Origin of the sequence: Evansella cellulosilytica DSM 2522, from assembly GCF_000177235.2 — a bacterium.
GTDB lineage: Bacteria > Bacillota > Bacilli > Bacillales > Salisediminibacteriaceae > Evansella > Evansella cellulosilytica.
Map to the genome: position 1 here is coordinate 2,974,865 of NC_014829.1, position 11,956 is coordinate 2,986,820.

Below are 11,956 nucleotides of genomic sequence, written 5' to 3' on the forward strand. Positions count from 1 at the left end.
TATTAGTAGGTAAATTCCGCACATTGCTTGAGGTTGACTCCATATATTTTAGTCAACCTCTACTATTTCTCTTACTTACGCCATTTGCCTAAACTTCTCTGCCAATTCTTTCTTTTCTTCATTAGAAAGCATTTTCTCAGCCATTGGAAACAAAATTTGCTCTTCCTTCATGAAATGATCCGTTAACGTTGTGTACACTATTTTGGCATGATTAAAAAGCTCAAATGCCTTCTCCTTCGTTACTAATTCGTGATCTTGCGTTATTTTTACGACTTTTGTAAAAAATTCCTTTAAATTTTTCTTTGCTGTATCATGCTCATACTCCATGACTGCTATCGGTCCGCCTTCTCTACCAATATGTTTCACCATCATTTCGAACAGTATATCCTCTTCCCTATCAGAATGGGGTTCTAGTTCTGCAACAAAAACTGTAAGCTTCTCATGCAGGAGCGTGATTGCTTCTCCCCAATTCGTTTTTGTATCTCCATTTTCAAAGGAAATGACCATTTTATTAAACTCATCCATTTTTTCTAGTAGCGACGGATGCTCATCAAACAACTGTTTTAAGGGTGCACAAAAATTAATATCTCTTGGATCTCCAAAGTTACTTGCACAAGGTGAATTTGCAAACATGTATATTGCCTCCTCATTTCTCAAATTTATTTCATTGTAACGAATTCATGTAATAATCGTTGTGATGCTAATCACTAACATTACATGAATGGAATGCTGTTAAATTGGTAAATGTATATGTGAGGTGAATATTATGGAAAATGAAGAGGATTTACAACAGTTTTTACAAGCATCTATTGACCATGAAGAAGAAATGATGCGTACATATTTAATTGAGGCGGAACGAATCCATAGAAATGATGATCTCAAGCTACGATTACGCGAATTCGCAGAAGGAAATGCGAAACGATCTCGTCAACTAATCGATGAAATGAACCGAATGAGAGACGCATAATTTGAAGGTGAAAAAGTGAAAAACTTGCTATTTTGCTGCATTAATATTCAATATACCTAATTATAGAAAAAGTTGATGAGACCGGAGCAAGCGAGGTAACTTTCTCTTCCGCTACGAGCATATGTTTTGGAGCGTTTTCGTGAGCATATAGAGAGATTCCAAAAGAGAAAAAGTGCTGATAGAACAGCGTCGAGACAACTCGATGCTTCATCAAAGAAACGTCGCTCGTTCCTGTGGAAAAATAAGTCACGGTGAGACACTGCAGAGCAAGGCTAAAAGTGGCTTGCCGACTCTCCATGGAAAGCGAGTTTGCGCAGGTCTCATCAACTTCTATATTCAAGTGACCTTATCTTTATTAGCCACCCCTTTCAATCTAAGGACTTTTTCAGTGCCCTTATAATCAGTGGTTTCTTTTTTTATAAAAATATTGTTAAGGGAGACTCAATAGGTAAAAAATCAACCTTTTAAGTCTCCCTCAAATTATTCAATATTCATTGCAACGGCTTTACTTTCTGCTGCCGCCTCTTGGATCTCAACAGCATACCAGCTCCTAGCATGCCCATTTCGCTCAATATAATTTTGCATGCCTCCTATTCCTCTATGATACGCAGTGAGCGCATGATCCCAATCGCCATATTGGCTATATAGAAAATCTAAATAAGTAACTGCTAATTCAATTGAATATAATGGGTCATATAGCATATCGTGATTGTACGGTAAGTTAGCCATATCTGCTATCCATGGACTTGTATTTTTCATAAACTGTGCTAATCCATGTGCCCTACCATATCGCGTTTGTGGTCCAATAGTTTCTGGATTAAACGTACCGCCAGTCTCGACCCGAAGGAGCTCGTATATAATAAGTGGATCAATATCCTTTTCTGATGCCGCAAGTGCTAAAAACTTTCCCCAATCTTTTTTAAAGAGGCCACCACTATCTTCATAAAAGTAGTCTGCAAATTCGTTTGCCATTTCCCAAGAAATATAATGAGCAACATCATCGTACTCACTTCCTTCTTCACTTTCAACGTATGCAATGATTCGTTCTAGTTGGAGTGCTTCTTCAAACTTCTCCTTCTCTGTATCACGCTTCCTATTTAAATCTTCTGTCAGCGACAGCAACGTTTCATTTTCTGTTTTCATTAGTCTATTTTCTGCTTCTGCCAAATCAATGCTATCTTTCATCTTCTTAAACTCAACACTAATAATAATGATGATGCTTACAATCATAAATAAAGATGAAAGAATAATCCCTATACTTTTCATCCTCATTTTTATTCCTCCTTTGCAACTACCTGCAAATTTTAAATAGAGTAGGCGCATGAAATTATTCATGCGCCTCTCACAGATCCGTACGTGCGGGTCATCGCATACGGCTCCTCCATGATTATCCCCGTTGGGGATGATGATCATTGTAAAGTTTTACAAGTGAGACAAGACCGATTTCTACGAACCATTCTTTAGGTAAAGCAGTATGTACTGGGGTAGACAAAGAGCTTCTCCATCTATTCATACGCAATCTAGGGAGATCTCCTTTCCATTTTCTTTTCCTCAGTTCCCTGTGCAATTTCCTAATATTTCTCCAACTTCTTAATTGAACTGATCTTAATCTTCTACGTATCCATCCATCAAATATAGTGAATATAGTCTTCCCATAAAAGTGACCAAAGTAGTTACCCCAACCTCTTAGGTATGGATTAAGTTTTTCTTTAATCAATGTCTCGATGTTTACGGTTTGGTTTCGCCTAGTGATCTCCTTAACCTTTTCTTTAAATTTCTTTAAAGCTTTAGGAGATGCAGAAACATAATAACCACCCTTGAATTCGTGACCCAAAAATAGAAATGGTTCTTCTAGGTTATTAACAACCTTAGTCTTTTCAGGGTGAACCGTTAAACCTAGTTCCTCGTTTAAGAAGCGAGTTACTGATTTAAGGACTCTTTCAGCCCCTTTTTGTGATTTACAACATATAACAAAGTCATCAGCGTACCTTGTGATTCGATGCCCCCGTTTTGTCATCAGTTCATCGAGTGGGTGTAAATAGATATTTGCAAGTAATGGACTAATAACCCCACCTTGAGGTGTTCCTTTTTCAGTAAGGTGGAAGCTTCCTCCATCCATAACCCCTGCTTGTAAAAAACTCTGAATCAACCGAATAACACTACCGTCTACTACTTCTTCCCTTACAGCTTGAATGAGTTTATCCTGTGGGATTGTATCAAAGTAGGCTTTTAGATCAGCGTCAATTACGTACACATACCCATCCATTAAATCCTTTCGGATTTTCTCTAATGCCATATGTGCACTTTTATTCGGTCTGAATCCGAAACTACAATCCAAAAATTTGTCTTCGAAAATTGGCTCTATAATGCGACGTACAGCCGCTTGAACAACACGGTCTCTCACAGTAGGAATTCCTAAAGGTCTTTTCGTCCCATCCGTTTTTGGAATAAATACACGCTTCACGGGTCTCGGTCTATAGGCCTTTTCTTTTAATTCACGTTGAAGAACTTGTACATTGTCCTCCACCCCGTGTTCAAAAGTACGGATAGAAACTCCATCTACTCCTGCAGACCCTCGATTTCGTTTTACCTCTTTGAATGCTTCCTCCATGTTGGACATAGCCCATACCTTATCCATTAAGCTATACCATTTTCTCTTTTGTGTAGACTTTACTCCATCACGAAAACTCTTCTGATTTAATCTCTCGCTCATGTTCGTATCCTTCCCTTGGCTCTCTCGGATGACTAGCACACGGCATTTTCCGAGTTTTACCTAAAGTACTCCGTCCCAAACGGTCTACTTACTATTCGACCCCAGTTCTTAGGCTCCACCTCACTGGCTTCTGCTTGGCACATGACGGCTTTCTAAATTGAATTGCTTTTCTTCCATGGACAGACGGGCTTCGCATCAAGTCCCTTCCTTTTGGGTAAGGGCTCGCCTTAGCAACGCCATGCTAAGTCACTCGCCATTACGACTTTTCCGACGAGCTTATTCACTAATATCCCCTGCTCTGACTTCTCACCACCCATAATCCCAACTCGCCCCTCACGGACTTGTTTGAGAGTTACCACTGCATAGCGGAGATGATGAGATCTCCTTGGGTCACGTCATCAAACTTTCCCTCGAACCCAGTCCTCATAACTTACAGAACCCTCTTGTGGCACTGGACTTCCCCATCTTTCGCAAGGTTATCCGATTCTGTCAGCCAACATGGTGGTTAGTCGTCTGTTCCGAGATTCGCCTTCAGGTCCTCCACACATTTCCTCGCGGACATGCACTACCTGTCAGCTATACACTTCCGCCACTTCGGCGTGTTAGGGACTTCCACCCATTAGTTCGATGCGCTGCCAAGCGCACAAAAGGTAATCGCTTAATCATAAGCAATTACCAGTTTCATAGAGGTTTATACTATTTTCTCAGATTTTTTATAGATCTACTATTTTTTCAATGATACATACCATAATTATTACTGCGTCTAGAGTGATATTTTCATACTCGTTCGTAAATGAAAAATTGCTTACGTTGTTTAAACATATTGATGATTCGTTGATAACTATATATAAAGCTGATCAATATAACAAACCAATAAGTAATAAACCTTAAGATAACAGCAAAAATAAGCGCCTCTTCTATTCCAATATGAAATTCTTGCAACAGTACAATGACTGCCCCTTCAAACGTCCCTATCCCCCCAGGTGTTAATGGCAATAAAGCAATTAAATAGGCTACAAATGTAACTGCTGATATTGTTAATAAATTCACATTCATTTGCAAAGCCATGCTAATAAAATAGGCCTTCACTGGAAATAAAGCCCATACTATCAATGAAAGCAATAGCTGTTTTGCACAATTTCTTCTATGATTGGTTATTTTCTTCACTTGCTCTTTAAAACCGCTCATTAGTTCTTTTATTTTCGCTACTCTATCTTTTAACTTATATACGATATACATGAATAGGCTAGTAGTAACAATGATAATAATATAAAATTGGAACTGATTTACACTAATCGTTGCTATGCTCATGTTGCGCCACATGAATATGAATGAGATTGTTGCAATTGGGAAAAACGCCAACATACTTATCAGTTTTTGAACTGATACTAGAGCAATCGCCTCTCCATAATTACTTCGAAATGTCTTTCTAAGTAATATCACTTTCACCGCTTCTCCGCCAGTTTTGGCTGCTGGCGTTATACTTTCAGCAAACGTCCCGATCATTTGAATCGTTAACATTTCTTTAAAACGAATTGTAGGGAAAACTCGCTTCGCCAATTCCACCCATTGATAATTTATCAACAAAATAGTGAAAATCTGTAAAATAATGAGGAAAACAAAGTGTTTGGCCCCTAATAATAGAAAGCTTTCATACATCATTGACGTATCACTTTTTAATACTAGTACCGTTATAATAAGAAAACCTATACTATAGAGCACTAGCCTTTTCACATTATTTCACCAGCTTTTTCTTTATGTGGATTAACGTAAAGTAACGTTTTGTTTGCCGTTCGGCATGTTTGTGACGAACGATAAAAGCACTCATCGTTTATGGAACAGCTAGCACTATAAAAACATGTAAGCAGTTTTTTAGGACATCTTACAAGTATTCGCAAATTTGATCGCCCATGGTTAGTTAAGTGACGAAGTATTTTCTCTTTAGGAAATGCTTGCTGGGCAATATGAACAACAGTAAAGTTTTTAAGAGTTGTATTCACGCCATCTGCATGACTTACTGTAACGTTCTTTTCTATATGTAATAATTTCAGAGTTTTTTTTGCTAACCAAACAGCGTTGATATCGCAGTCAATCACATGAACACTCGCACCAGTCTGTTTATAAATTTCTATTGCTGTAAAAGGAAGTGCGCCTCCTCCTATAAAAAGAACCCGGTCGTGTTGTTCTATCTTTCCTAGCCTTATCTCTCGTTTAACAATTGGCTTATAATATAGACTTAACAGTTTAGCTAACGGCAAGCAATAGGTGACCGTTTTTTCGAAAATTCGTGTGACCAATGGAATAAATTTCATTCATTTCACTCTCCACTATAGTAAACTAGCAAACATTTTTGCTGCTTGATTAATAAGGCCACCAATGATAAAGGCAAAAAAGATTGTTGATAGCGTGACAAGTATTGCCACTTTCGTTTTAAACTCCTTCATGAGAACTGCAAATACGGAAAGACAAGGTAAGTAGAGAAGGGCAACTACGGATCCAACAAACATTTGAAGTAGAGTTAAATCAAGCTCTAATAGAGGCAAAACACCTAATTCACGACGAATAATACCAAGCACGAGTGCAATGCTTGCTTCTTCTGGTAACCCTAGCCAATCAACGACAATTGGTTTTACATATTCACCTGTAGCATTCAACAATCCCGTTTCAATAACAACAGCCGCAATAACAATACCGATAATCATTGGTATCTCAGCTTCCATCATGAAATGCTTTGTCCTTAAGCTAATTTTTCGAAATAATGACTTACCATTAGGAATAAGTATATTTGGCACTTCTATTAAAAGTGGATCTACTTGCCCTTTTATGCACTTATTTAAGATAAAACCTCCTACTATAATGACAAAGAAAGAAACGAAGAACACTAGTAATAGTAGGATCATAGAGTGGTCTCCTAGTAAAGCAATAAAAGCGCCCGTCTGAGCTGTACAAGGTATAGCTAAAGTTACTAGAGTAGCAACAACTAATCTTTCCTTTTTCGTTGTAGCTGCCCTTGTACTGATAATTGCTGGGACTGCACAGCCATACCCCATGATAAATGGAATAATTGTGCCACCTTGAACACCTATCTTTCTTAGCAATCCGTCCATAAGTACGCCAAGTCTCGGTAAATAGCCGCTATCCTCTAAAGTGGATAAAATAATATAGAAAAGGAAGACGTATGGTAAAATGAGTGCGATAGGCCACTCAAAAGCTTTAATTAACACACCAAATTCTCCAACTAATAGGCTATATATAATTCCTTCTGAAACAAATCTCTGTACGATCCATTCCATTATGGGAATATAAATTTCATTTAAAAATGGTAAAAAGATCGTTGCTCTTAACGCTTTCCCTCCCCCTACGACGATTGCTAAAGAAAGTATTAATACTAATAAAGCTATTGGAATACCTGGAAAAGGGACCATCGTCCAATCACCAAGCTTTTCAAGCATAGTTGGCTTTCTATTCTCTATCTTTTCAACCTTCATCGTAATATCCTGCGCGATCTGCTGGTGACTATCTTCCGTCACTATAAACCTATAACCTTCGTACGTTGGATTACTTATCTCCGCTTTACAAGCAGCGATCAACTTATATAAACCGATATTACGGACTGCTACCGTTGGGATAACTCGGGCACCTAATTTTTCTTCAAGTAGTTGTACATCGATCGTTATCCCTTGACGCTCTGCTACATCCATTAAGTTTAAAGCGAAAATAATCGGAGTTTCTTTTTTTAACAAGTCAAGAGAAAGTAATAAATTCCGTTCCAAATTTGTAGCATCTAGCACACATATAATGGCATCAACATGTTCATTTAATAATTGAATCGCTACATTTTCTGCCTCAGATGTGGCATTTAGGGAATACGTTCCTGGAACATCAATCAAACTCACTTTCTCTTTTGTCTCAATTAAGTCACCTTTTGTAAACGATACAGTCGTTCCCGCGTAGTTAGCCGTAAGCACTTGCCTTCCAGTTAGTTTAGAAAAAATAACACTTTTTCCTACATTAGGGTTCCCCATCAGTAAAATAGTTTTTTCATCACGACAAATATGCTGTGATGATTCTTCATGACAGCACTCCAACTTAAACCACCTCTACCATAATATTATTCGCTACTTCTTTCCCTAAAGCCACCTTTCGTCTACCAGCTTGTATAAGAACTGGTCCACCAAATGGCGCCTTCGAGTAAACAGATATGTTCAATCCTTCACATATACCAAGAGACTGAAGTATACATGCTTTAGGTAGCTTTTTTATAATACACTTTGTACTTCCTTTACATTGGTAAAGCTGCAAAGTAAACCCTCCCAAATGATAATGATTTTCAATATCATACTGCAAATATTACCACATTTTTCTACTTTTATATTTTTCACTTGTTACAAAAATTTGACGATTTATTATACTGTGATTCGTTGTTTTTTAAAGTAGCTTATATTATCATTAATATCGAAAATCGATATCGGAAGATGATTTTAATTGCTATTATGCTAGTTTCATTGACTGTAATCATGTTTGTTCAATAGGTTATCAAACTTTTTTTCCTAATAAAGCACAATTTCTTTTGAAATAAGAATAACAAAATAATAGCTTTAATGTTATTAACGTCTTTTCTTTAAAGCGGTGGAATTTCGATGTTTCTCTTTATTTACTAGTGAGGGGGATTCACGATAGTACGTACCGCGAAAAATTCCATTGCCAAGTTTTATCTTTCTTATCTTAAAAAAAAATTTAATATCATTTAATATAAAATTAATAAAATAACTCTTTTCTTTTATTAGAATAAGAAAGATGAGGTGAAAAAGATGGATAATAAAATACTGCGTAAATTATTCCTCGGTTTTATACATATTCATATTTTACACCATGCAAAGCAAGAGTCGATTTATGGTTCATGGATGCTAGAAGAATTGCGTGAACACGGCTATAAATTAAGCCCAGGGAGCTTATATCCCATTCTTCACAAGATGGAAGAGGATCAATTACTTGAAAAAGAAGAAAAACTAGTAGATGGTAAAATTAGGAAGTATTATCATACCACTGTCAAAGGTAATGAAATATTGCAAGAAGCAAGAGAAAAGGCGTATGAGTTATTCAAAGAAATCAAATAAAGGATACTGGAGTGAAATAAATGGAAACAAAAAAAGGATATAAAAAAGCATCCTTATTAGAAGTGTTATGGGTGTCGTTGCGTTTAGGCTTAACTTCCTTTGGAGGACCTATCGCTCACTTAGGATATTTTCATAATGAGTATGTTCGTCGTAGAAAATGGTTAGACGAGCAAGGGTATGCTGACTTAGTTGCACTCTGTCAATTCTTACCTGGTCCTGCTAGTAGCCAAGTAGGTATCGGCATAGGAGTAATGAGAAAAGGGTTATTAGGTGGACTGATGGCTTTTATTGGATTTACACTTCCATCAGTCATTGCACTCGTCATCTTTGCATTATTTGTACAAGGCTTTGATATCAGTAATGCAGGTTGGATTCAAGGCCTAAAGATTGTCGCTGTCGCTGTCGTTGCTCATGCAATACTTGGAATGGCACAAAAGCTGACTCCTGATGTCAAAAGACGTACAATTGCTCTCTTTGCTGTTATTGTCACCCTTTTATGGCAAACGGTAGTCACACAAGTGGTTATTATCGTTGTTGCAGCATTGATTGGTTATTGGCTTTATCGAGAGCAAAAGGCTCCATCGACATCACGTTTTGAAGTTCCTATTAGTAAAAAGTTTGCAACTTCATGTTTAATTATATTTTTTGGTCTTCTCATATTACTCCCTTTTTTGAGAGAGATTACTTCCATTCATTGGATTGCAATGTTTGATAGCTTTTATCGTGCCGGTTCACTCGTGTTTGGTGGTGGTCACGTTGTTTTACCTCTTATTGAGCGAGAGCTAGTCCCAGTCGGTTGGATAACAGAGGAGGCATTTTTAGCTGGATATGGTGCTACCCAAGCTGTTCCGGGCCCATTATTTACATTTGCTGCTTATTTAGGAGCAATCATGGACGGCTGGTTTGGCGCGTTCATTGCTACTATAGCGATTTTTCTACCTGCATTCCTGCTTATTTTAGGAACGCTGCCATTTTGGGGTATGTTAAGAAATAATCCTAAAATTCAAGGTGCACTTTTTGGTGTAAATGCAGCTGTAGTCGGGATTTTAATTGCAGCTTTATATCATCCAATATGGACGAGTTCCATACTCTCCCCTATTGATTTTGCTTTAGCAGCAGTGCTGTTTAGTATGCTTGTATTTTGGAAGTTACCGCCTTGGATCGTCGTGCTCGCTGGGGCAATTGGTGGAACGGTTATCAATATATTATAGTTACCAATCAGATCATGTTGTTTATCTAAGAAAGTCGGTTGACACAAAAGGTTACTATTTTCCTTTTGTGTCATCATTTAAGCAACACGAGTTGCCTCCACAGTCACTTTTAGTGGCCCCTCGTCAAGTGATCTCCATCGTACTCTCAATTTCTATTTCACTTAAAGCCTGCGTGGCGAGGTGATCTGCTTCCTTGTTCTCTTTTCTTGAAACGAGTGTAAATGTTGGTCTAATACCTAATTGCTTTAACTTGCTTTCGATTCGGTCGGCCCAATTATTTAATACATCCTCCATACACGGCCACTCCCCAATCAGTTGATTAATGACGACTTGGGAATCTCCAATGATTGTCACTGGCAGGTGATGAACACCTAACTCTTCTAACTGCTGGATAGAAAAGTAAAGTGCTGCATATTCAGCTTCATTATTTGAATCAAGTACATCTACTAATTCATTTTTTCTTAGTCGGTAAGTCTTTTTATTCTTTTCATAATAAATCGCACATCCTAACCCAGAAATCTTCTCTTCCAAATTAAAGCCACCATCGAAGTAAATGGTTACATTGTGTGGTTCAGTCTCAATTTCCTTCGTATACTTTTTTACTTCTTTTAACGTCCATGAATTTTCTTCATTGTCTATAAAAAGTAAATTTTTTATCCTACCTGTGTTTTGTAAGTCTTCTGCTATTAATATAGCTTGTTCGACATTCATGTTTTCTGATGAAAATGTTGTTATTTGACCTTTTACAGTTTTATATGTAACTTCTATCCTCACATTCAAAAGAAAGTCTCCCCTTGTTGTTCATTCTATTTACCTTAATATCACCTAAAGTGCCCTTATTTATCAAGTTCGATGAGTAAAAAAGAGAATGACTTTGCGTCACCCTCTCATACATCATTTATCTTTAACTATTAACGATTTGTGTCTCAAGTAACTCACGAACAATACGATCAATAATCTGCTTCACTGGTAAAATATCATTGATTTCATGAACGCGAGAACCACTAAAAACAAGTCCTTCTTCCGCATCACCGTCTTTCGCCTTTAAAAGAGAATCATAAATACAAAATCTATGTGAGCATTTCTTTAAGCAAGATACACACTTCTCAATTTTCACTTTTTTATCGTCACTAATTTTTTCAGTAAAATTATTTTTGATTGCTCTTCCCGGTAATCCGACTACAGATTGAATAATCGTAGTGTCTTGACTTTTAATATATTTTTCCTTAAACGACAGAGGCGCATCACATTCAACACTTGCAACAAACCTTGACCCCATTTGGACAGCTGCCGCTCCCATATCAAGTGCCTTTCTCACGTCTTCCCCATTCACTATACCTCCAGCAGCAATGACGGGAATCTCTACTGCTTCGATGACTTCCGGTAATATATCAAATAAAGGTCGATCAGTTCCAAGATGTCCGCCAGCTTCACACCCCTCAACAACAACGGCTGCTGCTCCTAGCCTTTGCGACATTTTTGCCAACTTGCTTGACGAAACAATAGATATAACTGGTATGTTGTATTGCTTCCCCCACGCATACATATCTCTCGAAATACCAGCACCTGATATGATAAAATCAACCTTTTCTTCCATAGCGACCTTTATCTTTTCTGCAAAGTCTGTCATCGCATATAATACGTTGACACCAATATACCCTGCTCCATTCGTTAATTGTCTCGCTTTTTTAATATGATCTCTTAATTCTGCAATAGAAATTCCAGTTCCTGAAATGATACCAATTCCTCCTGCATTCGCAACGGCAGAGGCTAATCCACTTAAAGATATACCTACTCCCATTCCCCCCTGAATGATCGGAAACTTTGGCTTCATATGCCCGATTGTTAATTGTGGAATACGCATTACGTTCCTCCCTCATTTCATTAATATTGTACTTGAAAAACTACCCAAACATATCGTAGCAATTGGGGTATACGTTTACAATTG

General features: G+C 37.6%; 12 protein-coding genes. 3 read left to right on the top strand and 9 right to left on the bottom strand.

All coding sequences use genetic code 11. The features are described from left to right. Positions 1 to 75 precede the first annotated feature (75 nt). Positions 76 to 633 (bottom strand): hemerythrin domain-containing protein, encoded by a 558-nt coding sequence (locus BCELL_RS13810; protein WP_013489371.1) that lies wholly within the window; start codon positions 631 to 633, stop codon positions 76 to 78. A gap of 133 nt (positions 634 to 766) precedes the next feature. Here BCELL_RS13810 and BCELL_RS13815 point away from each other — a divergent pair, with 133 nt between their 5' ends. Further along, entirely contained in the window at positions 767 to 967 is a 201-nt protein-coding gene (locus tag BCELL_RS13815; protein WP_013489372.1) for a hypothetical protein, read from the top strand. A gap of 480 nt (positions 968 to 1,447) precedes the next feature. Here the strand turns inward: BCELL_RS13815 and BCELL_RS13820 are convergent, their stop codons facing one another. The 6 genes from BCELL_RS13820 to BCELL_RS13845 form a co-directional block, all read right to left on the bottom strand. After that, on the bottom strand, positions 1,448 to 2,239 hold the full coding sequence (locus BCELL_RS13820; protein ID WP_013489373.1) for a lytic transglycosylase domain-containing protein: 792 nt from the start codon (positions 2,237 to 2,239) through the stop codon (positions 1,448 to 1,450). 115 nt (positions 2,240 to 2,354) lie between these two features. Continuing rightward, positions 2,355 to 3,680, bottom strand: coding sequence for a group II intron reverse transcriptase/maturase (gene ltrA, locus BCELL_RS13825; protein ID WP_013488213.1), 1,326 nt, complete (start codon positions 3,678 to 3,680; stop codon positions 2,355 to 2,357). A 777-nt stretch (positions 3,681 to 4,457) separates the two neighbouring features. Further along, entirely contained in the window at positions 4,458 to 5,414 is a 957-nt protein-coding gene (locus tag BCELL_RS13830; RefSeq protein WP_013489374.1) for a lysylphosphatidylglycerol synthase transmembrane domain-containing protein, read from the bottom strand. After that, positions 5,411 to 5,992: a nicotianamine synthase family protein gene (locus BCELL_RS21695; protein WP_013489375.1), complete on the bottom strand. Its 582-nt coding sequence runs from the start codon at positions 5,990 to 5,992 to the stop codon at positions 5,411 to 5,413. Before BCELL_RS21695 ends, BCELL_RS13830 begins: the two co-directional genes overlap by 4 nt. Positions 5,993 to 6,007: 15 nt before the next feature. Next, positions 6,008 to 7,768 (bottom strand): ferrous iron transporter B, encoded by a 1,761-nt coding sequence (locus tag BCELL_RS13840; RefSeq protein ID WP_013489376.1) that lies wholly within the window; start codon positions 7,766 to 7,768, stop codon positions 6,008 to 6,010. Between the two features lies 1 nt (position 7,769). Beyond that, positions 7,770 to 7,982, bottom strand: coding sequence for a FeoA family protein (locus tag BCELL_RS13845; RefSeq protein ID WP_013489377.1), 213 nt, complete (start codon positions 7,980 to 7,982; stop codon positions 7,770 to 7,772). A gap of 509 nt (positions 7,983 to 8,491) precedes the next feature. Here BCELL_RS13845 and BCELL_RS13850 point away from each other — a divergent pair. Beyond that, positions 8,492 to 8,797 carry a PadR family transcriptional regulator gene (locus tag BCELL_RS13850; RefSeq protein ID WP_013489378.1) on the top strand — a complete coding sequence of 102 codons (306 nt, stop codon included), beginning with the start codon at positions 8,492 to 8,494 and terminating at the stop codon, positions 8,795 to 8,797. Between the two features lie 20 nt (positions 8,798 to 8,817). After that, positions 8,818 to 10,008, top strand: coding sequence for a chromate transporter (locus BCELL_RS13855; protein ID WP_013489379.1), 1,191 nt, complete (start codon positions 8,818 to 8,820; stop codon positions 10,006 to 10,008). A 123-nt stretch (positions 10,009 to 10,131) separates the two neighbouring features. Here the strand turns inward: BCELL_RS13855 and BCELL_RS13860 are convergent, their stop codons facing one another. Then, complete coding sequence (locus BCELL_RS13860; protein ID WP_013489380.1) at positions 10,132 to 10,788, bottom strand: ribonuclease H family protein; 657 nt, start codon at positions 10,786 to 10,788, stop codon at positions 10,132 to 10,134. Between the two features lie 124 nt (positions 10,789 to 10,912). Next, positions 10,913 to 11,872: an NAD(P)H-dependent flavin oxidoreductase gene (locus BCELL_RS13865; RefSeq protein WP_013489381.1), complete on the bottom strand. Its 960-nt coding sequence runs from the start codon at positions 11,870 to 11,872 to the stop codon at positions 10,913 to 10,915. Positions 11,873 to 11,956: the final 84 nt, after the last annotated feature.

Coding starts and splice junctions, on each gene's coding strand:
- BCELL_RS13820 (WP_013489373.1), bottom strand. CDS start 2,239: ATGAGGATGAAAAGTATAGGGATTATTCTTTCATCTTTATTTATGATT.
- ltrA (WP_013488213.1), bottom strand. CDS start 3,680: ATGAGCGAGAGATTAAATCAGAAGAGTTTTCGTGATGGAGTAAAGTCT.
- BCELL_RS13850 (WP_013489378.1), top strand. CDS start 8,492: ATGGATAATAAAATACTGCGTAAATTATTCCTCGGTTTTATACATATT.
- BCELL_RS13855 (WP_013489379.1), top strand. CDS start 8,818: ATGGAAACAAAAAAAGGATATAAAAAAGCATCCTTATTAGAAGTGTTA.
- BCELL_RS13810 (WP_013489371.1), bottom strand. CDS start 633: ATGTTTGCAAATTCACCTTGTGCAAGTAACTTTGGAGATCCAAGAGAT.
- BCELL_RS13815 (WP_013489372.1), top strand. CDS start 767: ATGGAAAATGAAGAGGATTTACAACAGTTTTTACAAGCATCTATTGAC.
- BCELL_RS21695 (WP_013489375.1), bottom strand. CDS start 5,992: ATGAAATTTATTCCATTGGTCACACGAATTTTCGAAAAAACGGTCACC.
- BCELL_RS13865 (WP_013489381.1), bottom strand. CDS start 11,872: ATGCGTATTCCACAATTAACAATCGGGCATATGAAGCCAAAGTTTCCG.